Raw genomic sequence first — 22,743 nt, 5'->3', positions numbered from 1 at the left:
GGCGAAAAAATCGAGATACTCACGACCGTCTGCACCAATGAGGGTAGTTCCAACCGCGCGATCGAAGAGGATCGGAAATGAACGGATGTAGCCACGCACCTCAGACTCGAGACGCTCGAAAATTGCGATGCTCGCATCGTTCGAAGGCGAGAATTTCTTGTTCATAGCGGCGATCTCCTTGTTCATAGAAGCGAATTCCTTCGAATTGGCAGCCCGCATCTAGCGGCGTCAAACCCGTGTGGATGAATCTAGCAGCGTCGAATGAGCGATCTGCTCTAATTCTCCGCTGCATACGCAGAAGATCGGCGTTTTTTCCCCAGTCCTGCATAAAATCAGCTGCTTTGAGGGTGGTAAGTGGGTGATTCACGCTCTGATCAACGGGATGGGCCGGACAGGCCACTGTTGCGGCGATGGCAAATGTAATGATGAAGTTCCGCGCACCCATGTCTTTGCCACAGGTTCGCCCTTGTTCATTTATTGGACAGCACGGGGAGACGGTAGGCCCTGAGACGGCGGTCGATCATGCTCTCATATGCGGGGTTTTCGTCGACCGACAGCACAATGGCGTGAGCCGGCGGATCAACATAGAGGCCGACGACGTTGCGCAATTTGTCGACGAACTGCGGACCGTTGGAGAGCTTGAACTGGCGCCAGCGGTTGGGCTGCAGCCCGTGCGCCTTCCAGATGCGGCGCACCGCGCTGGCGCTGATGCCGGCCGCGGCCGCCATCATGTCGGCGGCCCAGTGTGCGTCGTCTCGCCAGGCGGGTCCTGCAACGTCAGTGCCACAACGCGCTCGGCGACTTCAGGTCCGAGTGGGGCAATGCGCGAGGGGCGCGTCTTGTCGCGTAACAGTCCCTCCAAGCCTTCCGCGGCGAAGCGCTCCTGCCAGCGCCACACGCAGGTCTTGGACTTACCAGTTTGCCGCATGATCTCGACGGTGCCCACGCCGTCGCTGCTCAACAGAATGATCTCGGCTCGCCAAACGTGCTTCTGCGCATTGCGATCTCTGATCAGCGCGCCCAGACGCTGACGGGCAATCGAAGAAACGGTGAGCAATATTCCTGTGCGCATGCCAGACTCGCATGCGCACTCACAAAAGGGAATCCCCACCCCGGACTCTTATGTCAGGCGTAAACCACTAGTTGCAACCGTCGAAACTGGCATGGAAAGCCGGGCGAACTCACCCCAATGGGGCTCAAGCCGAATACCCCATCTGTCTCATCTTCGCTCCGATGAGGCTACGATGAGGCTACGATGAGGCTACGATGAGCCAGAATTCCTCGCTTCCTCGTTAAACCAATTCAGCTTGTCGAGGATTTCGCGCCGGTTTTCGGCGTCTTTCAGGTTGAAGCCAGTCTCCAAACCCAGCCGACCTAGATCGATCCCTCGGTCCTTTTCGCGGCCCCCGAAGCGCTTGCGTCACCATCGCGGTCCACGGGAATCCTGCACGCAACCGATTGGCCCGCAGAAAATCTGCAGAAATAGACTCAAACAGGGCGCCTTTCGCGCATATAAACGGATATAGTGAACCCACTGGCAGCTGGTTCTCCGCTGCCGCTAGTCGCGGTCGCGCTTAGACGTCTATTCGCGGCATTGGACGCAGGTAAACCGTAATTGACGAGTCCCATGACTATGAACGGCAGTTTCCTTCCCTTAGCCATCATCCGGGAAGAGTTCCCGGCGACACAAAACGCCATCTACATGGACGTTGCAAATCAGGGGCTGATCTCCCGAAGCACCAGAACATCGTTCGAGGAGCATCTGGATAACAGATTGCACGGGGTAAACGATGAACTTAGCCAGTTGAAGGACATCGAAAAGACACGTGCTAGGTTTGCCCAATTTATCCGAGCAGACAAAGATGAAATTTCTATCACGAAGAACGCCTCAGAGGGGATTAACATAATCGCCAACGCGATCGACTGGCGCCCGGGAGACAGCGTGGTCCTATGCCCTCAGCTGGAGCATGCAAACAACATCCTGCCCTGGCTTCAAGTCAAAGCCCTGCATAATGTTCAGCTAAAATTCGTGGAGCCCGATGACGGTTCGATTCCAGTGGACGCGATTGTCAATGCGCTTGATTCCAGCACGCGCGTTGTGGCGCTTTCAACCGCGACGATGGTTCCTGGTTTCCGGACGGTCACGGAACCTATCGCGGAGGCCTGCAGGCGCCATGGCACGTTCCTTCTGGCGGATGGAACTCAATCGGTTGGAATACTCCATACGGATGTTGATCGGTTGGGCGTGGATGCTTTGGCCGTCTCGACCGTAAAGGGCCTGATGGGCCTTTACGGATCGGGATTTCTCTACTGCCGCCGGCAGTGGGCCGATCGGCTCAAGCCAGCCTACCTTGCTCGCTTCAGCGTCGATCTCGGAAATGCCCCGGAATCGGCTCCCATTCTCAACGCCGCCAACCTGCGGGCCGGGGCGCCTCGTTTTGACATTGGTCATTACAACTTCCCAGGCATGATCGCTGCCCACGCATCATTGGGGCAACTGCTGGAGATCGGAACAGAAGCAATCGACAATCACGTGACGTCTTTGGCAAAACGATTGGCTTCAGGACTGTTGCAACTCGGACTGCCTGTCTGTGGCGGCGCGCCCAGCAAGCACACTGGAAGTATTGTAGCAGTGGGCGATATGGCTACGCTCAGCGGAGCGCGAGAAGCCGCCCCCTATATTCATGCACTACACAGCTATCTTGCTGAGAATAAAGTTCTTGTATCCACCCGACGAGGATTGCTCCGATTTTCGCTCCATCTTTACAACACAGAGGAGGAAGTCGACTTAGTTGTCCATCTAGTAAAGAATTGGTCGAAGTAGTTTGCGCCGCCAGATAACGAGCAGAACAGGAGAGTTTATGTCATCGCCTAGCGCAGATACCGTCGCGCTCCTCCAGGACCTAGTCAAAATTGAGAGCGTGAACCCATCGCTTTCGCCGAGGGGCAGCGGAGAACAGCGGATTGCCGCATATCTTGAGAGGTTTTGCAAGGACCGGAACCTGCCGTATGAACTCCAACACGTTGTCGACGGCCGCTCGAACTTCCTGACGTGGGTTCCAGGCAAAGACCCTAATCGGCGCGTTCTTTTTGTGGCCCATATGGACACAGTGCCAACCGACAATTGGGCGTCGGACCCATTTTCTCCTGAAATGAAAGATAATCGGATCTACGGCCGAGGTAGTTGCGACACCAAGGCTTCCCTTTCGGCGATGATGATCGCCCTCAGTACCCTAGGGAACTGTCAACCCAATGCTACAATTGTCGTTGCCGCCAGCATTGATGAAGAGTACCGCAAGATAGGCGCCCGCGCTATCGCTCTCTCCGGCACGTCGTATGACGCCGCAGTGGTGGGTGAACCAACCGAGCTTGAGCTGGTAGTCGCCCACAAAGGCTCGGTCCGCTGGCAAATCGAGGTTCAGGGCGTCCCTGCTCACACCTCGAAGCCACACCTCGGAGTCAATGCGATCACCGGCATGGCAAAGGTCGTATTGGGGCTCAACGAACACGGTCAGGATCTCGCTTCGCGCACCCAGCCTTTGGTCAGTCCTCCAACTTTGACGGTAAGCCTAATCGAAGGTGGCTTGGAACTGACGACAGTCCCTCCGTCGTGCCGCATCTGGGTTGATCGACGCCTTGTTCCAGGAGAGCGACCAGAGCAGGCTTTGCAAGAAGTAGAGAACATACTGCAAGGTTTGCGAGATCGCGAAAACATCAAGGTCCGATCCCTACTACCAGCGCTGGAAGACCCGGCTCCGGACAGTGCCGAGTCGAGTAAGATAGCGTCCGTGGCAGCGCAGGCGTGTGCCGAGGTTGCCGGGACCGGTAAGTACATTGGAGTACCTTACGGAACAGATGCCAGTCAGCTCTCGTTAGCCGGAATTCCATGCATCGTCCTCGGGCCAGGAAGTATTGATCGCGCTCACACTAATAACGAATTTGTTGAATTGGACCAACTTGCCAAGTCAGTTGATATATATAGACATATAATGCTCAGTTATTAGGCCCTTGTAAGGATGACGATCGAAGGTTACGTCACATAGCTCTTTCATCAATCAGGAAGAGGTTCCTGGCAATGAATTATCATAGCCGAAAGGTTCTGTACGGCCGGTGCAATGGTCTAGGTTTTGAATCGCCAAACGACCCGCGAAAGACGGTGCTGAAGTTGCAATTTGTGCTCGCAATCAGTCGACCCTAGACAAAGCCTGTAGGTGAGTTGCGGAATATTGAGAGATGCGCAGGCGCTCATGGCGTCGTCGCCGACCTCGCGCGGCGTTCCGATGTCGACATGTTGTTTGGACGTACTCTGGAGCTCCTCGGCAACATCGACTGCCTCGCCGTTAATTCTGATCTTATGCCGTACGGAACCATCGAAAATGTAGTGGACCAGGATTGGGATCATTCCTACGAGACGCTTCTTATAAGTGCAGTGCGGCTGTCGCGAGCCGCAGCCAGGATGATGAAAGCGTCTGGTCCCGGCGGGGATATCGTCTTTGTTTCCTCCGCAGGCGTGCATGAGGTGACAGGCCACCTACTCGTATCGAATGTCATGCGTGCCGGAATAGCAGTGCTAGCAAAGCACCTTGCTGACACACTTTCCGGCAGTGGCGTTCGCGTGAATGTGTCGCGCCTGGCTATTTCGATACAGGCAGAGTTCACAAGAGAATTGAGGCCTTAATACTCGACGAGGGTCTCAATCGAGAAGCCGCCATTGAACGTGTCGCCAATGCCAATTCCTTGGGGCGGATTGGAACTGCCGAAGAGCTCGCGGAGCTAGTTGGATTTATCGTGAGCGACCGTGCAAGGTATCTCAATGGTACCACAATCGTGATTGATGGAGGGAGCAGCCGTTTCGTAAAGTAGCTGTAGGTGGAGCTTAGAACATCTGTCGCGGCAGCCGCAGTAACGTGGCACACGCCCTGTCCGGTCGCCGATCACCTGGAGCACGAGCTCGGTCGAAGGCCGTCTGAGACCTGCTGCAAGGAAAGCCAGGTCGCTGTTCGTGGCATCCATTGATCGGGACCCCTATCGTCGCGATCCAAAGTTCCGGAGCATGTTCATGCAGATGGTGGAGGAACCGCTCGTTCTGCTCGTTAAGAGTTTGCCTCTTCGCACGGACCCATGCACAATTCCGGCGCGATGGCGGACGCCAATCGTGAACTCGATGGAGCAGTCGATGGCCGCTTCTCGCGGGCGGCTGTCCACCTGTAGACGGTCGCCTTGCTGCCTTCAAAGCCGCGGTGCTCGAGTGCGGTCAACAGCTGTAACCCATTGCGCTGGCCTTCCTCCCAGCGCTTTCGTGACAGGCTCAAGAAGCATCCTGTGGTCAAAGCGCGAGGCGGTCGACTTCACCGGCACCTTGCCGCAGCGGGCGGACAATCTCAAAGCTTCCGCCCCGGCCACGCGGGGGCGCTGCTATATTATTCAACGTGGCGAACGATGAATGCCGGCTTGCCTCAGGCCGAGCCGTGGTGCCCTTCTACGCACGGTGGCGGCACCCGCTCATATCTGGAGCAGCGGTCGGAAAAGAGTCCAGGTGATCGGTACTGCCGGAGCTCCGTTGAGCTCAGTTCCCCGCGCTCTCCATGTGGCGTCCCTTGATCGCGTTTTCCAGCCAGCCAACCTCCATCTCGGGAGCCGAGGAGAGCAGCACGGCGTTCCCGCGTTACATCACCGCAATGGAATCGGCGATTGCCTTCACGATCGCAAGATCATGGGTGATGAACAGGTAGGCCACGTCCTCAATATTCTGCAGGCGCAGCAACAGCTTGAGGATACCATCTTCCACCAGCGGGTCGAGCGCGGAAGTGACCTCGTCGCAAATGATGAGTTTTCGCTTGGCGGCGAGCGCACGGGCGATGCAGACCCCTTGCTTCTGTCCGCCGGAAAGCCCTGCAAGATAGCGATCGGCGAAACCCTTGCCCATCTCGCCCTCTTCCAGAAGCTCGGCCACGCGGGCCTCGCGCTCGCGTCCGCGCATGCCGAAATAGAATTCGAGCGGACGGCCAATGATGGTGCCGACGGTCTGGCGCGGGTTCATCGCCACGTCGGCCATCTGGTAGATCATCTGCAACTCGCGCAGATCGTCCCTGGAGCGGTTGGCGAGCCTCGGCGTGAGCGTGCGGCCGGCGAAAGCGATGCCTGCCCGACATTGGCGGCAGCAGACCGGTGATGACGCGGGCAAGCGTGGATTTGCCCGAGCCGGACTCGATGACCACGGCCAGCGTCTGACCGGGATGGACGTCGACCGAGACGTCCTGCAGCACCTTCACATAGCCGCCATAGGCCGCGGTCACATTCTTCACCTGGAGCACTGGACTGGTTGCCGGCGTCTTTTCCTTATGCTTGATCGATCGGACAGACACCAAAGCCTTGGTGTAGTCCATCCGTGGCGCCTGGATGATCTGCCGCGTCTCGTCATACTTCACCATCTTGCCGTGACGCAGCATCATAATCTGGGCCGAGATTTGGGCAACGACCGCGAGGTCATGTGTAATGTAAAGGGGCGGCCACGCCAGTATCGCGGATTGCGTCTTTTATCGCAGCAAGCACATCGATCTGCGTCGTCACGTCGAGAGCACTGGTAGGCTCGTCGAGACGATCAGGTTGGGTTCGGAGCATAGGGCCATGGCCGTCATCACTCACTGCAACTGACCGCCCGAGACCTGGTGCGGGTAACGGCGGCCGATGTTCTCGGGGTTCGGCAGGCGGAGTTTTTGAAACAGGCCGCGTGCTTATCTGCCTCGGCCCGCCCGCGACGCCGAGCAACAGCGCCGCTTCTACAACCTGGTCCATCAGCCGGTGCGCGGGTTGAAAGCGGCCGCGGCCGACTGCGCGACAAAGCAAACCTCGCTGCCGCGCACCTTGCGCAATCCCTGGACGCAGCCTTTAGATGTCGCCGACTTTGAGGATGACCTCGCCGCCGGTGATGCGCACACCGCCTAGGCCATAGCCCATCGAGGCCAGGCCGATGGTCGATTTGCCGGCGCCGGCCTCTCTGATCAGGCCGAAGGCGCAGCCCTTTCTCCAGCTTCAGCGAAACGCCGTCAACGATCACCGTATTCCGCGGATCGCCCCCGGCGAATAGGCGGTCGCTTCGATCCGCAGATTCCGGATGTCGAGCAACGGACCACTTCCGCCACCAGGCCGTTTTCCAGCCGCCTTAGACACCGCCGCGCGCTCCTTTGAGAGAAGTGGTCCGGTTGAGGATCCAATCGGCGACGAGATTGACGAGAGGGCGAGTGCTGCGATGGCGCCGGCCGGGATCAGGGCAGCGGAAATTCCGAAAACTATGCCGCCCTTGAGGAAGGGTTCAGCTGGATCAGAAAGATCGCAGACCAAGACCCGCTACCGTCGCGTGAACCGCGCCGGATGGCTTTCAGCTTCGCTGCCGCAGCCTACAATCTCGTGCGGCTGCCGATGATAACGGCGGAGACCGGCTAATGGCCAAGTCCCCGCCTTGTAGCCGGGTTCAGCAAACATAGAGTTGACGTTTGCAATTCGTGAGTATTTCACATCCTGTCTCCGTCACACGAACTGTTTCGCTCGTGCCAGCGTCGGCAAAACCGAAGACCTTTACCAGAGATGGGATATGAAATGTCATATTCGGACGCAGCGTCCGCGTTTCTCCCCGCTTGAAAGACAGCATGTAGCCTTCACCCCAATCAGGCGGGAAATTGATGCCGATCGAGTAACCGGTTCTCTTGAAGCGCCCCTCGTACCCCCCTTCCGTCACAGTCCTCGACCAGACATTCCAAACTTCCTCCAGAGGACGCCCGGGCCGGATGGCCTCAATCATTTTCTCTAGCGCCTTGCGGGAAACCTCTTCCATGCGTTCCAACTCGCGGTTAGCTGGTTTGACGACAGCGAGCCGCATGAGGGCGGCGCTGTAGCGTCGGACACAACCTGATATTTCAAGTAGGACCGGATCACCTTCGAGGATCTTTCTTCCGGACCAAGTTGCATGCGCGTGGCTGGTACGAACGCCTGACGCAACGAATATCGGCAAACCCGGATACTCGCTTCCCATGCTTGTCACAACGCGCTGAATCTCGGCGGCGATATCATTTTCGTTTGCGCCAGCATGAATTTGGCTAATCCCAGCCTCCATCCCCGCATCTGCGATGCGGGCAGCTTGGCGAATGCATTCAAGTTCGAGGTCTGATTTCACCACCCTCGCGCTTTCGACCGTTAGGGAGCCGTCCGCAAATCTTGCGCCGTTGAATAGTTCTTTGAGACGTTCGTAATCAACGATTGTCAGAAACCAACTTATTTTCTCAATGCCAATGGTTGAGTTTGCGTACCCCATGCTTCGAATCGTATCCGCGAGAAGCGCGACGGGCGACTCATGATCCATATAGCTGGAGGATTGGTCGATCCAGGAAAAGACTTTGACGTTGGTCTCTTCGATACCGCGAGTTATATGAAATGGCTCTCCATCAATTGGCACTAGCAGGAATTGGCTGCTGTAATATCCTACCGTATGGTACCCGCTCAGGTAGTATATGTTTTCAGGTGTGCTTACAACAAGCAGATCCAATCCTCTCTCTGCCATCTCCTGCCGAACAGCTTTGAGGCGCCGCTGAAATTCGGCGACCGAGAATGCAAGATTTTTTTGAACAACGGCGTTATCAATGCCTGGAACTTTCATATAACCCATCCTTGACTTTGAACCAGGCACTCAGCTGTGCCGATCCGTAACACACCGAAACCATAACAAGTGCCAACAAGCTGCATCACGCGGAGTGTGCCTCCGTCCTGCAGGAAATCGGCATTTTTTAGGATGCGTGCGCACAATATCTCCATAGTAGGAGGAACCAGAAGCAGGACGGAACGGCATCGTAAGACTAAAAGCCTTGCGTAACAGTTGGCTTTCGGTGGCCGCTGCATCATGAGAATCCTAAGCTTTGCCGGGGCTCTCCACCATTTACCAGAAGGATCTTTGATCGCTGAACGAGGGGTTGAAGGTGGTGCCGGCTTCGGGAATGGCGCAGGCTATGTCGAGGAGGCGTCTGATGACCATACAGCTCTTGCCCGGGCGCTTGGCGACCAGCGCTCCCCTGGAACTGCGCAACGCATCACATCACTGCAGGCCATCGAATGCTTCGGCGAGTAACGTGGCGAGAACGAGCCTTCCCACTCCCGCAAGATGCGAGGATCTCCACTGTCCTCCCGGCTTGTCTCCTCCTCGCTCGGGGATGAGGCGGGTCGTCAGGACACCGAACTGATGGTGCGCCTGCTTGAGTTGCCGGTTGAAGGCGGATGCGCGCAACATCCGTGGCGCCGGCCAGGTGAAACGATCACGGAAGCGACGCGGCACCTCGATCGCGACCTGGATCAGGGATGCCTCAACTGTGCCGTTTGTCGCCACCAGCCAGGCAACGATCTTGGCGAGGCCATCGCGGCCCTCCTTGAAGCCGCTCTCGCCCATTTTTCGACCATCGCGCGTGAGGAACGATATGATGACCTTTGTGACTCCCAGTCGACGCCGGCATGCCCGTTGTTTCTGATCGCTCATTGCCCCTCTCCGTTCGAGCAGACAAGCCATCGATGACGGCCAATCCGATGAGCACGCGTCCACCTGGTGATCGGGCCACAGGGGCGATTAGCGCTCTGACGAATTGGCTCGGTCCCGAAAGGCTGCGGCAATTCGGGCCGTCGCCCGCGGGTCCCGCTATCTTCCGCTAGGCTTCGCTTCTCCCGACACCGGCGTGTCTCAAAATTGTAGGCGTTAAAGGTGCCATATCCCTCCGCTCCGTACGAAATCTTCGCTTTTTCTGCTGCCTCATTGCCACATCTATTCAGGCGGACACGGTAGCCATTGTGATCTAAACCTCGGCTGGAAGTTTTCGAAGCGCTTTGAGACATTATGTCCGCGAAAATCGGAGGGTAACCCACCAAGATTCGCAGCAGCCAGTCATCGGTCACCGCCGCGGGGGCGCTTCTTTAAGGGACAAGTTTGTGGAGGGGGGATCGGTGGCGTCGACGGCTGTCGCGGCGAATGCCGACGGTTCGTTGGGCGGTCGGCCACGCGTTGTCGGAGTCGCACAGCAGCTGCGCGATAAGGCAAGGCTCGAGTCGTTGTGTTTCGGCGCGGGGACTTTGGGGAGGGCGCGATTAACTCTGAAGCACAGGAGGATGCACACGGCCATGCAGATGGGAGAAGTCGACTTCGGCTTCGGCGTTGGCTTGGCAACGTGATTTTTCTATTCGTCAATTGGCACAGCAAGGGATACCTTAGTCCGATCCATAACAACCATTGTGCTGAATCCTTTGATGTCGGGATTTTCATAAAAAAACCGACGTGTGAATGCCTCATACTCCACCATGTCACGCACGGATACTGTGAGAACGAAATCGGCATCACCTGTTACATAATATGCGTTCATGATTTCAGGCGTGCGCCGGATCGCTTGCTTGAAACGATCAATGATATCTGAGCGATCGCGCTCTAGACTGATAGATACCAGCATGAGCATGGGCCGACCCACGGCTCCCGGTGAGATTATTGAAACATCAGCCTCAATCACACGAGCATCTCGAAGTCGTTTCAATCGCCGCTGACACGCCGTGGCTGATAAGCCAGCAAGTTCGCCCAATTCTTCTGTTGTTAGGCGGTTGTTTCGCTGGACGGCGCTGAGAATCTTTCGGTCAACTCGATCCAAATCCATTGAGATCTCTGCAAAAAACCCTGCTTTTTCGTAGGAAAGCGGCGCACGGAGATCCCTATTAGCCCGAAATCGGCAACGAAGAAAGCATAAAATGGGGTCCGGCCTGCGAAAGCTTGGGGCAGTTATCTCGCGGTGAAATATCTCTTGTAACCCGGTCTTCCAAGACGAGCGCAGGTAATCAGCATTCTCAACCCGCTACTTACACCGTGCCTCCCATCGGAGAGAGCGATGTCCCGAACCCGTTAAATAACGTGAGCAAGAGCTTTGGCGAATTCCGTTTGCTCGAGGGGCAATTAATCTCAGGCTGGCCGCCGAGGAGATGGAGTTCCCGTATGGCTGACGAAAACCTGCCCGACGAGCGGCTGAGGTCGACAACCGCACCGTGTCCCTTGCCGAGGCCGAGGGTGCTGCGGCGGGATTGAACGCACCTGATGGGCTTGGCGGCGACAAGCGACTTGCCGACTACCAGTATTGACAGCGCGCTGGTCTTCAGGTCAGGCTCGGCAAGACTGAAAGCAGCCGCAGCCTAAGATCGGGCGATCCGGCCGTACGCCGGTTCCTCCAGGAACGACGGGCGGGGCTCGGCCGTGGAAAAGCCTGAACCAAGGCGATCGGTTCAGGCCGGCCACATGGCGTGGGAGGCGTTCAGGTTCCTCATCACCTGATGCTCCCGCAACCTGTCCCACAGACGGTCGATGTTCGGCCAGGCGCTCGGAACCCTTCAACTTGGGGATGCCAGGCCGCCAGTGTGACGAGATAGATGTCGACCAGCGAAAGCCAGTTGCCGAACAACCAGTCCTGGCCTTTGAGGCGGCATCGAGAATGGCAAAGCCGCGATCCATTTCGGCAACCGCAGCCTCCTTCACCGCTTCCATGCAGCTTGGGTCAGCCATCTAGCGATCGGCGTAGTAGAACCGCAGGTCAGCCGAAGCACAAGAGGGCTTTAGAGACTGACCCGAGACCATCGCCGAGGATTTGCCCACCGATGCTGGACGACGCTTGCCGCCGGCGAAGGCGCCAGGGGCCTGCGGCTCTACGCCTGGGCCGCTATCCGCCTGCCCTGGACCACGCACGAGGGGTTCGAGCGCTGGCACTTGATCCGCCGCAGCCGCAAGGAGCCGGAGAAGCTCGCCTATTATCTGGTCTTTGCCCCTGAGGGCACGGCGTTGGCCGAACTGGCCGGTGCCGCCGGCCTCGGCTGCGCGGTCGAGGAATGCTTCGCGCGCGCCAAAGACGATCTCGGCCCCGACCATTGCGAGGCGCGATCCTGGCACGGCTGGCACCGCCACATGGGCCTGGTCGGCCGCAGCCGCCTGACCATCATGACGGCTCTCCTGCCCAGTGTACCCGAAATCCGCTACCTGCTGGCGCGGCTTCTGCTCCGGCCGCCAACCAGCGCATCCTTCATCATCGCCTAGCCCGGATATCTCACACTGTCTTGCGGCGTAGGTCTGTGAGCTGCATTTTTGGGAGCGCTTGAGTTGCGCGCAAGGGCTGTCGCCGCGCGAAGCGGTCGTTGTGGTTCGGCGATATCCTTGTTGTTGACGGGAGGGGTGGATCGGGGCGCTCAGATGGCGGCTGCCGATAGCCTGGCGTAGGTCAGTGCCCATTCGCGCTGGAAGAGGCAGGCGGAGTTCATGGCCAGCCTGACGCGGCGCACGGAGACGCTGACCAGGGCGCCGATCTTGAACAGCTTGAGACGGATGGTGGCGCAGCTTGCCCTGGCAAGGCGGGTGTTGGCCAGGCCGATGCGGCGCAGCGCGCAGACCAGCACATAGGCCATCGAGGCGAACCAGAGCCTGAGCTGGTTGGCCCGCATGGTGGCGGCCGAGGTGCGGTCGGCGAACAAATCGAGCTGGCATTCCTTGATGCGGTTCTCCATCTCGCCGCGGGCGCAGTAGAGGTCCTCATAGAGGCTCTGTGCCGGCCAGGTCTCCGCGTCGAGCGAGGTGACGACGAAGCGCGGATTGGCCCTCGCTTGCGTCCACTCGGCCTTGGCCACGACCCTGCGCCGGCGGCTCCAGCTCTTGCGCGTGGTCCACAGGAAATCCTTGAAGCGGCGGGCCGGCCGGCTGGTGAGGGAACTCTCTGCTATGGCCTCCTCCAGTTCAGCTCCGATGTAGCGAACCAGTCGAGCATTGCGGGCCAGGCCGAACAGGTAATCGACGGCATTGCTCTCGCACCAGGCCATCAGTGCCTCGCGGGCGAAGCCGGAATCGGCACGAAGCACGATGCGAACCTTCGGCCAGCGGTCGCGCAACTGGCGCACGATGCGCGCGATCGCCTCGACCGAGCCGGCGGCGGCGGCGTCGATGTTGGCGGGCCGCAGCTTGGCGCACAGCAAATGATCGCCGCAGAAGACGTAGAGCGGCAGATAGCAGTAGTGGCCGTAATCGCCGTGGAAGAACCGCCCCTCCTGGTTGCCGTGCAGGGGATCGTCGGTGGCGTCCAGATCCAGCACGATCTCTTCGGGCGCAGTTGCATGCGCGCCCACGAACAGCTCGACGAACAACGCCTCGATCGCCGCCGGATCGTGGCTGATCTTGTGATAGCGCGAGGGCTGCGGCCGGCTCAGCTCCAGCCGGTTGAGCGTCGACTTGCCGGCGATGGCCGCGCATTTCCTGTGGCGACGCGCCTTCAGCTTGCCGCCCAGCAGAGCCATCACCGGATCGTGGCGCAATTCGTCATGATCGTTCAGGTCTTTATAGCCGAGCGTCAGAGCGAAGATGCGCTGCCCCACCAGCGTCTTCACCTCGTGCTCGATCAAGTCCGGATTGCGCGCATCCACGAAGCAGCGGGCAAAGCGGCCGATCAATCCGATCGCCCGCTCCGTCAGCCCCAGCAGCAGCGCGCCGGCATCCGAGGTGATCGTTCCGCCGCAAAAGCCGGCCACAACGGCGCGCTTTTCATCGGATGCAAAATCAAACCGTTCTGCGCTACACTCTGTTTGCATCGGGGAGCACCTCTGCCTCGGGTAAGTCTTTGTAGCAGAAGCATTTTCCCTGGTTCGGAGCCCCGATGCACCTCACTCTGTGAGATATCCGGGCTAGCCGCTTTGGCGCAGGCAACATCAGGCCGACGCCGCCATCGCGCACTACAAGCGGCGATCAAATCCGCAACTCTAGTGGATTGATTCCAACGTTTGGAACCCTCGGTTTCGGGCGGCGATAATGTCATCGAGGTTGGCTTTCCAGATGAATGGTTGCGGGTTCTCGGCATTGTGTTCGCGAATGAAGCGGTTGATGGCGGCCTGAAGATCTACAACGGAGTGGAAGACGCCGTGCTTGAGCCTGCGCCGGTGAGTTTGTCGAAGAAGCCCTCGACGACGTTGAGCCAGGAGCAAGATGTTGGGGTGAAATGGCGCGGGTGGCGGTCGAGTCAGGCGCGGATCTTGTCTTTTTTGGCGCGGCGTAATTGTCGAGGATCACATGGATTGCGTTGTCCGTCGGCACCGCGCGCTCTATGCGGTTGAGGAGGCGGACGAACTCCTGATGGCGATGGCGCTGCTGTTCTGCGCGATGACCGTGCCGTCAAGCACGTTAAGGGCAGCGAAGAGCGTCGTTGTGCCGTGTCGTGCCGGCGCGGCCCTTCTTCAATTGGCAAGCCGGGCTGGGTTCGGCCGAGGGCTGGATCTGCGACTTCTCGTCGACCCACAGCACCACGGCATGGGCCGGCGGATAGACGTACAAAGCCAACGATGGTCGTCAGCTTCTCGGCGAAGGCCGGGTCGTCGACATGCTTCGGCGGGACCGGCGCGCGGTACCAGGCGAAGGCAAAGTGGAAGGTGCTTGTTCCAAGGGTTCAATTGCTCCGTACAGAAGCGCGGCTCAAGAACGTTCGTGTCCTCGCGCGAGCGCCCGATTATCTGCACGCCCATCGGCAAATCTCGCTGGTCGAAACCTGCGGGAATACCGATAGAGCGTTGCCAGCGTCAGGCCGATGACCCTGCATCCATCAGTGATAGGTATGCATTGTCCGTCTATTGATCTCCTTGGGCCAATGGATCGATGCGTCGAACGAGAAGTCCTGGGCCGATGGGAGCGCGACAGATAGTCGTACCGATAGTCCTGAAGGTTCTGCAAAAAGCTCTGGAGAGAGAACAGGCCTTGCCTTCAGGCGAGGCGGCCATGGCACGCTGGTGACGTTGCGATCACCGATTCCCGTGGAAGGGTGAATGCCATGACCAATCGAGAAGTTAGACTGAGCAGAGGCGAGTTGAAAGCGTTGCTGTTGTCGGATGAGGACGGCTTTCGCAAGTATTGCAGACTGTGGTGCAGGAGGCTTTGGAAGCCGAGATGACGGAGGCGATCGGGGCCGAGAAAGGCGAGCGGACGACGGAGCGGGTTGGTTACCGTTCCGGCTGTTACGAACGCAAGCTTGTGACGCGGGTTGGCGTGCTGGAGCTTCGGGTTCCGCAAGATCGGGCCGGCCGGTTCTCGGCGGAGTTGTTTGAGCGTTATCAGCGCTCGGAGAACGCACTGGTATCGGCGCTGGTCGAGATGTACGTGCAAGGTGAAGGCGATCACCGAGGAGCTGTGCGGTCATGCCTTCTCGGCCTCGACGGTAAGCCAGGCGACGGCGCGGCTGGATGAAGCCCTGAAGGCGTTCTTTGAGCAGCGGCTTGCCGAACCTTACCCGAACCACATTCTGGATGCGCGCTATGAGCGGGCGCGCGAAGCCGGCGTGATCGCCAGCCAGGCGATGCTGGTGGCGATCGGGGTCGACTGGGAGGGCCGGCGCCAGGTGCTCGGTGTCGAACTGGCCAACCGGGAAAGCCACTCGAGCTGGCGCGCGTTCGTGGCCGGGCTCAAGCAGCGCGGGCGTCGAGTTTGTCGTCTCCGACGACCATCCGGGGCTCAGGGCAGCGATCCGGGAAGTCCTCGCCCGAGGCAGTCTGGCAGCGCTGTTACGTGCACTTCCTCAGAAACGCGCTCGATTATGTGCCGCGCAAGGTCGATGACGACTGCCTGATGGAGCTCAGATGGTTCTATGACCGGCGCGACCTAGGAGGTCAAGCGCGACCTGGCGCAGTGGATCGCCAAATGGCAGGCCGATACCCGAAGCTGGTGGATTGGGTGGAGAACAACATCGAGGAGACGCTGAGCTTCTACCGGCTGCCGCTGCCGCATCACAAGCACATGAAGTCGACGAACATGCTGGAGCGGCTGAACCAGGAGATCAAGCGGCGCACCCTGGTCGTTCGCGTCTTCCCCAACCCGCAGAGCTGTTTGCGGCTGGTTCGGGCATTGGCGGTGGAGATCCACGAGAACTGGCTCGAGGCGACCCGCTACCTCAACATGGATCATCTGCGCGAGCACAAGAAGGAGAACCTGAGGGCACTGGCCGCCTGAGACGCGGCCGCCATGTCCGCCGCTCCGCTAAACACGGGGGCTGCGCGGCGGACACGCCAACGTCACCGCTGTGCAGAACTTGACGCACACAACTTTTGAATGTCAGATGCGCTTCCTCGACGAGATTGAGGAAGAGTCGTTATCCCGAACATCCATCTCGACATGCGCCAGCGGCCGTCAATGGCCTTGGCGAAGTCGGGAACCTTAGCCATCAGCCGGCCTCCGCTACGAGCTTGGGCGTCGCACTAGATTTTAGCGGGGGCTCCGAAGGTGACGGCCCATTCCGACACGGTCGCGGCCGCAGAACCTGGTCTTGTGCTGGTCGGCCAAAACCTTGATCCAACCGAACGCCTCTTCGATGCGCCTGATGCGCTGGCCGACGGCATAGCCGCCATGCCGCGTCGTGCGCCCGCCGATCGCGGAACTGCGGCCGCTGATGTTTGCCCCATGCGCGGCGTCACCCGCATCGAGCGCAGCTCATTGACGAAGTCCTCCGCGTTGTCGGCCTTGTCCGCGCCGAGCGTGATCGCCTGTGGCCGGTCCGCGCGAGGCTCAATCCTGTGCAGTGCCGCCACCCGTACGGCATGCCCGTCGGCGAATGTCAGGCAGGCGTCGACAAAAGGCCATGGCGGTTCTCCATCAGCTCATGCCCCATAAAGCAGAGCTTTGCTTCCTTGCCGCGTCCCTTGCGTAGAGCCTAGCGTCAGGATCGGTGGTTGAAGCATGCGTCTCGTTGGACCGTTTCTGCCCGTGGAAGTCCGCTTCCACATTGCGGGACCGAGGATCGCCCCAATTGGCGAATACAGCGCCGCGAAATCCTCCGCCAGCGCCGACAGCGCGTCGTTCACGATCCCCCGGATCGCGCGGAGCTGAGCGTGTTGCCGAACCCGCGCCTCAAGATCCACGTAGCTGAACAGTTGGCCAGTACGACTATCGCTGCCCCGCACGACTCATCCTCCGAATCCCTTCAGAGAAAATGAATCACAACCGCGGCCCAAGAGCGAGCGCCCTTTTCAACATCCTGCTAGTCCATGCTGCGGTACGCGCGGATCCGAGCGTCTCTCGGTCAAGGCGCATTCAAGGGTATACCCGGCCGGCCTGCGTTGGGAATGCGGTGGTGATATGGTAGCAAGCGGCGCAAGAAATCCAGATTGTCCTCCTCCCAGCCGACGCTGTCTTGAAATCGCATCATTCGCGATTGTGCCCGCAGATCGCGAGTAACAAGATTTTCAACTCAGCCAAAATCAACCTGATCGGGTTTTCGACGGGCTGCCAAGTGTGATCATCGACCCACGCCACTCTCGCGGCGTAAATTGCGCCAATGTTCGGCAACGATCACACTTTACCCGGGGAACCCGCGCTGGTGCGGAGAAGTGCGGGGGCTGATTGTTCCTATTCGGTCGGAAATGGTGTAATAGACCAACTGATTAAGTCGACCGCACGCTGAAGTATCTCCTCGGTCTGAGCAAGGCTGGGTGAAACGGCGATGACACATCCCATGGAGTCTCGGTAATCGCCTTTCCTGACGATCGGCGTCTTGGGTTTAACAAAAAAGCTGACCTCGGCGACGCCTGGCACAGCCGCCGCCCGATTGTCACCACCAATCCAATCGAGGATGCCATCGCGATCAGGAAGTAGGGACCGCCAGGCCGAAACGTGCGAATGGCTTCTGCGCAAATTGCATTCGTCGCCGATGACAAGTTTGATGTGCTCGGTGATGAGATCGACACCGTAAGCCAGCTGAACCGGTTGAGGACCGCCACTAATACGCGGGTTGACTTCAATAACGATTGGACCCCGCTTCGTCCATCGGAGTTCGATAGCCGTTGGCCCCCAAGCAAGGCCGAGAGCTCCTAGGCAACTCAGCGAAACATCGGCGATGCGTTTATACTCGTCATGGGTCAGCGGGGCCGGGAAGGTGCCCTCACGGAAGACGAAATGCGGTGGGTTGTGGAAGGCAGCCGCTTCAATCCCAATGACCTCATTTCCCATTATATGAACGGCATAATAGGGGCCTTGAGCGAATTCTTCGACCAGTATCCTCGGGGAAGACACCCATGTGTGCGTCCCGCCCATCAGATAGCTCGTGTGTTCGGTTAGCTCATCGACGTCACGGCACAATCGGACACCGCAGCTACCGCTGCCTGCGGCTGGCTTAAGAATCACGGGCAGACCAATCTGCGCCGCAGAGCTTGCTACGTCCGCTGCATTCGTTGCCAAGCGATAAGCAGGTATTGGAATGCCCGCTTCCGCGAGGAGTTGACGTTGAGTGAATTTGTTGCAGCATCGTTCAATCGATGCGGGGTTCGGTCCCGGTAAATCGAAATGCCGGCAGAGCTTGCCAATCGTCGCATAGAGCGACTCGTCGAGGTCCGTGAAACCAGTAATCCCCGCAATGTCATACGTCACAGACAGCCGAGAACATACCTGGATCAGCGCATCGAGATTCTCTGTGTCGACAGGGATTGCCTCGAGCTTTTCCGCCGCAAGATAGCCGTGCCGAGCTGGATCAGCCGACAGGGTAATTGGATGAAGGCCCAGACGCTGGGCCGCTTGGACGTATCGCAGACCAATACCTCTATGACCTTCAACCAGGATGAGCGCTCTTCTTGCCATTTGCAGGACCTTCCTTTGCGTGTTGTGTGGCGGTCTGAACGTCAACAGGCGTCAGCTTTCTAGCTGTGCCTCAGACTTGGGGTGAAGATACTATTTACAGCGATCTGCGGTCGTAAAGATTCTGTGAAGTCATTTTGAAGGTTATGTTACGATGTTTTGTTACCGCGGTTTTGACAAGGTCCGTCTCGACGGTTCCTAGTATTAGTGGAAGGACCGGATCAAAAGAGTCCGATTTGGGAATCCGCCCCCATGAGGAACTCCTGGCCAAGGGAGGGCGCGACAAGCGCCGTTTACGAAACCAGGCCGAGCATACACCTCCGAAGCCGCGAAGCGCGGAAGAGGCTTTTGTCATTCCGCTTCCGCCAACGGGTTGGGAAGCTCGTGCTCGACCGCATCATCGCGATAGCGCTCCAGATGCATCCGGAGCACCGAGCGCGTCGGCCAGGGAAGCTCGAGAAGAGCCTTGCGTTCCTCAAGCCAGAACGCGTCAGATAACATGCGTGGCCTGAGCGCGTCAAAAGCTGCCTCGGTTTCTTCCCGAAGGATGCGCCAAAGGCTCGTGCCAGTCAGTGGATACTGTTCATTGAGGCACAGCGCGACCTCATGAAGATGACAGATAAAGCAGGCATCGATGAGCAATGAGCGCACGAGACTGATATCGTCATCGAATGTGGTGGGTGAGACTCCCTTGCGACGGAATACCTTGAGGCGGTGCCCGCGTTCCTTGAACAGGGGCGCAAAACTGAAGCCATCTCCAAAATCACGGATCAACAGTTTTTGTGGGCGGCCGGTTTCATCGAACAGAATTGTGCTATTTTGCTGATGCGCCTCGAAGGCAATTCCGTAAAGAAGATACATGCCGAGTGTTGGCCGGATGACGGTGCCCGCATAGACCCGGAAAAACGCAGATACGGTCCCCTCGCTTTCATCGCCGTTCCTGGCGATCAATTCGCAAATGAGGGGACGGCCATCCATCGGGCTTCCCGTCAACAATGCAGCCACAGTAACTGGCAAAAGTCCGTCCTTGCGTGCAAGAGCGTTGGCGTTGCGGTAGATAACGGAAAGAAAGCGGCCCGGATGCTCGTCGCCCGTCTCCGGGTGATGCAAGATTGCGCCCAACTCTTCAGTGAAGATCTCCAGCCCCCCGTGGAAATTCCTCTCTTTTGACAGAATTTCGGAAATAAGGTTGCTGAGACGCGGCCCCATGTAAATCGACCTGGCCTGCAGAGTGCGCTGTGCGCTGGTCATCCAGATCGCGACCGGCAGCTTGATAAAGGGCCTCAGTTCATGTGTGTCCGGCAGCATCGTGCGAAAGGACATGGACGGCAGCGTAAGGATCTCCGGGCCATCCGGGTCGAAAACACCGGAAGCAATCTCGGACGCGAATACACGGCGCACGAAATTCTCAAGGTGCCAGCTGTGGACAGGCAGAGGAAGCCAGTCCTCAGGCGATTTTCCACGTTCGTTCAGACCTTCGGCCCAGTCGCGCCAAAGGTCGGGAAAGTTTTCTGAGAACCATTCCGAATAGCTGCCGACATGCGCCATTTTCTCCACATGAACCCATTCTTTGCGCATCCCTGTGATGCGCACGCGCACACGAGCACCGAATTCAGGCGACAACGTACTCACGTCCTTGGGCGAAAGGCCGGGCTTGGCCTTCCATGTCGGATAAATCGGGTGACCTTCCAACGCGCCCCACTGATCGAGAGTCATGGCTGCCAAGTGCGGCGGCAAGCTCTTAGCAAGATAGGCCAGGAATCCCTGCGCGCCTGCTTTCGCTACTTTCGCACGCAGCGCGGCGCTCCAGTGCTCCCGGTGGCGACGCGCCAGGACGTCATTGCGCACGCTGTTGTCGATGTCGTGCAAAAGATTCTCCAAGCCGTCCGATGCAAGCGAAATCGCCAGGGCGGGCGCGACCTGCCTTATGAGACCGGATGGATCATCGATCCGGTGCCGGGCGCCGCTTTCGTCCAGCACTTCGATGGAACCCCGATTTTGCATTGTTCCGGCAGGTGCGCGACGCAAGTCGGTGAAATGCAAGACCTGGCGTGTCACCCAAAGAGGAAGCCAGGCTTGGCGGCCATCGCGCGCCCGCATTAATCCATCTCGTTCTAGAAAACCCTCGGCGAACAGGCAGCGTACCAACCGGTCGAGCGCATTGCGCGATGCATTCTCCCAAAGCTGCGCCTCGCGCACCTGAGTTTCATTTTCCGCGGAAGGCATTCTCTTGTCCATTAGGCTTCCTCTGGCCAAGTGCTCTGCAATACGCGGTGCGCTTTCTGCGACCCGCGACCGGCAGCTTCTGCTGCCTGGCTACAAGGGAGCTTCAAAAGTCGTGCCGGCCGAGCAGAAGGACCGCCGGAAATAATGTTCTGCATAGGATTCAAAGGTTTAAATTAGAGTGCATCAGCAACGCAGCCGCCCGGCACCGTGTTACGGTCTCGACAAAACCGACAATTCGCGTCGGTGCCCGGCGGCTGGCGCCCCGCCGAGTACCAGCCGATCGCCTACTGTCCCCGTTCCCGCGTGCTTTTTTGCGCTGGTGCATTTCGGCGATGCCGAGGGCGGTCACAAGAACCCGGCAGGGGAAATTTAGGCTTTCGAGTTAGGACAAAACGCTCTAATGGTTCGGACTGAATGCGCAATTAGCCAGAGGCAGCCACTCTGGACATGCACCGAGCGAGCGAACAAACGCAAACAGCACCCCAACTGAATTCTGAGTGATCGAGAGACTCAACAAGAACGACTGACATTCGACCGTGCCCTTGAAATGTGCTGCGTGCGTTTTCTTGAGCACCAACCGAACTCCCATCCTTGCCGCGCAGTCGTAAGCGGTGCCTGCCCCAGCGCTTTTGCCCTTACCTAATAGAGCAGTGCCACGCGATCGCGATCGTTTACTCGCGCCTGAGGTAAAACAAATGGGACTGATGTTCCAGGGATCCATGCGCGACGCCACAAATGGCATTGAGCCGATGGTCGGCCTTTCTACCATGCAGGAGATATCCGAGTCGCGAACAGATCTCCGGTGTGGAAGCCTTCAAGCACTTCCTCCGGGCACCGGCTGATCGGCCTGCAACTCGGGCCGAATGCATGGCCCCATTTCCAACGGGGCGACGCCGTGGGACAGCGGACGCGAGCTGCCCGCGTGAAGTCGATCAGAACCGCTTTCGCATCCCCGCCACAGACGAATATTATCCGCAGATTAAGGTGGTTCGTCCCATCCAGATGCTGGCACAGGCTCAACCAGGCCCGGCTCCAGCTCCCGAGGCATGCGACACCGATTACATCCGGATACTATGTGACGCCGACGCGCTCGACGGCCCTGCCGATATGCTGCCGGGTCAAGGGCCTCATCCGGCGTGCTGGCCGGCCAATCAAGCAAGACCCGATCGTCCGATCGAACGGGCACGGCGAGCGGATCAGGCGAACTTGTCGTAGCAACGCTTAAGCGGCGCGTATGCAGGACGATCGGTTATCCGAAGACCAGCCGGTGGATCAGGGTAGCGAGTCGTCTCTTGGGACCTCTACCTATGGGCCTACCCTCAAGGGAGTCCTCCCCGACTTCTCGCTGCTGGGTAAGCCGACCGACAACGCCCGGTCAAGGCGTTTAACCTTCTTTAGGTGTGTAACTTCAGCAACATCATTATGCAATGTTGCCCCCCTCTCTCAGCGAATTTGATATACCAGATATCGCAAGAAACAAGACTGTTGCAAAGAATCGTAATTCTTTAACTCAGGAACGCGCATTTTTATGAGATCATGATGCCGCGTTTATTTGGGGGCGCTCTGGAAATGCCACTCGGCGCCGTCCATTTGACGCTGATAGCATGGTAATACGGGACTGAATTGTCCAATTCCACAATATAAAACGCCGCCCGCGCCGAGTGCTACAGGCTGCCAATTCGAAGGAATTCGCTTCTATGAACAAGGAGATCGCCGCTATGAACAAGAAATTCTCGCCTTCGAACGATGCGAGCACCGCAATTTTCGAGCGTCTCGAGTCTGAGGTGCGTGGCTACATCCGTTCATTTCCGATCCTCTTCGATCGCGCGGTTGGAACTACCCTCATTGGTGCAGACGGTCGTGAGTATCTCGATTTTTTCGCC

Annotated in this window: 12 protein-coding genes and 8 pseudogenes; 7 read left to right on the top strand and 13 right to left on the bottom strand. The window is 58.5% G+C overall.

Annotated features, from left to right (window positions below):
- Together P3C39_RS32385 and P3C39_RS32380 are read right to left on the bottom strand one after the other, a co-directional pair.
- A pseudogene (locus tag P3C39_RS32385) lies at positions 1–186 on the bottom strand (diaminobutyrate--2-oxoglutarate transaminase); the annotation flags it as partial.
- Positions 187–542: 356 nt separating this feature from the next.
- Positions 543–1,072, bottom strand: a pseudogene (locus P3C39_RS32380) (helix-turn-helix domain-containing protein); the annotation flags it as partial.
- Between the two features lie 561 nt (positions 1,073–1,633).
- Here P3C39_RS32380 and P3C39_RS32375 point away from each other — a divergent pair.
- The 3 genes from P3C39_RS32375 to P3C39_RS32365 all read left to right on the top strand — a co-directional run bounded on the left by P3C39_RS32375 (position 1,634) and on the right by P3C39_RS32365 (position 4,863).
- Complete coding sequence (locus tag P3C39_RS32375) at positions 1,634–2,824, top strand: aminotransferase class V-fold PLP-dependent enzyme (RefSeq protein WP_245472898.1); 1,191 nt, start codon at positions 1,634–1,636, stop codon at positions 2,822–2,824.
- A 37-nt stretch (positions 2,825–2,861) separates the two neighbouring features.
- Entirely contained in the window at positions 2,862–4,004 is a 1,143-nt protein-coding gene (locus tag P3C39_RS32370) for a M20 family metallopeptidase (RefSeq protein WP_127383202.1), read from the top strand.
- Positions 4,005–4,665: 661 nt separating this feature from the next.
- Complete coding sequence (locus tag P3C39_RS32365; protein ID WP_346016468.1) at positions 4,666–4,863, top strand: SDR family oxidoreductase; 198 nt, start codon at positions 4,666–4,668, stop codon at positions 4,861–4,863.
- Between the two features lie 703 nt (positions 4,864–5,566).
- On the opposite strand, the pseudogene P3C39_RS32360 reads toward P3C39_RS32365, so the two are convergent.
- The 6 genes and pseudogenes from P3C39_RS32360 to P3C39_RS32335 all read right to left on the bottom strand — a co-directional run bounded on the left by P3C39_RS32360 (position 5,567) and on the right by P3C39_RS32335 (position 11,462).
- Positions 5,567–7,170: pseudogene (locus tag P3C39_RS32360) on the bottom strand (ABC transporter ATP-binding protein).
- Positions 7,163–7,302: pseudogene (locus P3C39_RS32355) on the bottom strand (ABC transporter permease); the annotation flags it as partial. The pseudogenes P3C39_RS32360 and P3C39_RS32355, both read right to left, overlap by 8 nt.
- Before the next feature lie 169 nt (positions 7,303–7,471).
- Positions 7,472–8,650 carry a Xaa-Pro peptidase family protein gene (locus P3C39_RS32350; protein WP_275955039.1) on the bottom strand — a complete coding sequence of 393 codons (1,179 nt, stop codon included), beginning with the start codon at positions 8,648–8,650 and terminating at the stop codon, positions 7,472–7,474.
- Between the two features lie 432 nt (positions 8,651–9,082).
- A complete protein-coding gene (locus tag P3C39_RS32345; RefSeq protein WP_275955038.1) occupies positions 9,083–9,517 on the bottom strand; it encodes a hypothetical protein in 435 nt (144 codons plus the stop codon).
- Between the two features lie 688 nt (positions 9,518–10,205).
- A complete protein-coding gene (locus P3C39_RS32340) occupies positions 10,206–10,670 on the bottom strand; it encodes an Lrp/AsnC family transcriptional regulator (protein WP_127383292.1) in 465 nt (154 codons plus the stop codon).
- Positions 10,671–11,327: 657 nt separating this feature from the next.
- Entirely contained in the window at positions 11,328–11,462 is a 135-nt protein-coding gene (locus P3C39_RS32335) for a hypothetical protein (protein ID WP_245481850.1), read from the bottom strand.
- A 302-nt stretch (positions 11,463–11,764) separates the two neighbouring features.
- Between P3C39_RS32335 and P3C39_RS32330 the strand changes: the two genes are divergently transcribed.
- Positions 11,765–12,088 (top strand): hypothetical protein, encoded by a 324-nt coding sequence (locus P3C39_RS32330; RefSeq protein ID WP_127808931.1) that lies wholly within the window; start codon positions 11,765–11,767, stop codon positions 12,086–12,088.
- Positions 12,089–12,237: 149 nt separating this feature from the next.
- Here the strand turns inward: P3C39_RS32330 and P3C39_RS32325 are convergent, their stop codons facing one another.
- Positions 12,238–13,623, bottom strand: coding sequence for an IS1380 family transposase (locus tag P3C39_RS32325; RefSeq protein WP_275955037.1), 1,386 nt, complete (start codon positions 13,621–13,623; stop codon positions 12,238–12,240).
- A gap of 168 nt (positions 13,624–13,791) precedes the next feature.
- Positions 13,792–14,402: pseudogene (locus P3C39_RS32320) on the bottom strand (IS630 family transposase); the annotation flags it as partial.
- A gap of 563 nt (positions 14,403–14,965) precedes the next feature.
- On the opposite strand from P3C39_RS32320, the pseudogene P3C39_RS32315 reads away from it, so the two are divergent.
- Positions 14,966–15,641: pseudogene (locus tag P3C39_RS32315) on the top strand (transposase).
- A complete protein-coding gene (locus P3C39_RS32310; protein WP_275955036.1) occupies positions 15,581–16,021 on the top strand; it encodes a transposase in 441 nt (146 codons plus the stop codon). Before P3C39_RS32315 ends, P3C39_RS32310 begins: the two are co-directional and overlap by 61 nt.
- A gap of 252 nt (positions 16,022–16,273) precedes the next feature.
- Here P3C39_RS32310 and P3C39_RS32305 read toward each other — a convergent pair.
- The 3 genes and pseudogenes from P3C39_RS32305 to P3C39_RS32295 all read right to left on the bottom strand — a co-directional run bounded on the left by P3C39_RS32305 (position 16,274) and on the right by P3C39_RS32295 (position 20,872).
- A pseudogene (locus tag P3C39_RS32305) lies at positions 16,274–16,968 on the bottom strand (hypothetical protein).
- 445 nt (positions 16,969–17,413) lie between these two features.
- A complete protein-coding gene (locus tag P3C39_RS32300; RefSeq protein ID WP_127383216.1) occupies positions 17,414–18,637 on the bottom strand; it encodes an acetyl-CoA carboxylase biotin carboxylase subunit family protein in 1,224 nt (407 codons plus the stop codon).
- 348 nt (positions 18,638–18,985) lie between these two features.
- Positions 18,986–20,872 (bottom strand): IucA/IucC family protein, encoded by a 1,887-nt coding sequence (locus tag P3C39_RS32295; protein ID WP_275955035.1) that lies wholly within the window; start codon positions 20,870–20,872, stop codon positions 18,986–18,988.
- A gap of 1,685 nt (positions 20,873–22,557) precedes the next feature.
- On the opposite strand from P3C39_RS32295, the pseudogene P3C39_RS32290 reads away from it, so the two are divergent.
- Positions 22,558–22,743, top strand: a pseudogene (locus P3C39_RS32290) (diaminobutyrate--2-oxoglutarate transaminase); the annotation flags it as partial.

The organism is Mesorhizobium sp. XAP4 (assembly GCF_029269325.1).
In the GTDB taxonomy this organism is placed as follows: Bacteria; Pseudomonadota; Alphaproteobacteria; order Rhizobiales; family Rhizobiaceae; genus Mesorhizobium; species Mesorhizobium ciceri.
Note: the sequence above shows the minus strand (reverse complement) of the source record. Positions and strands in the feature narration are given on the sequence as shown.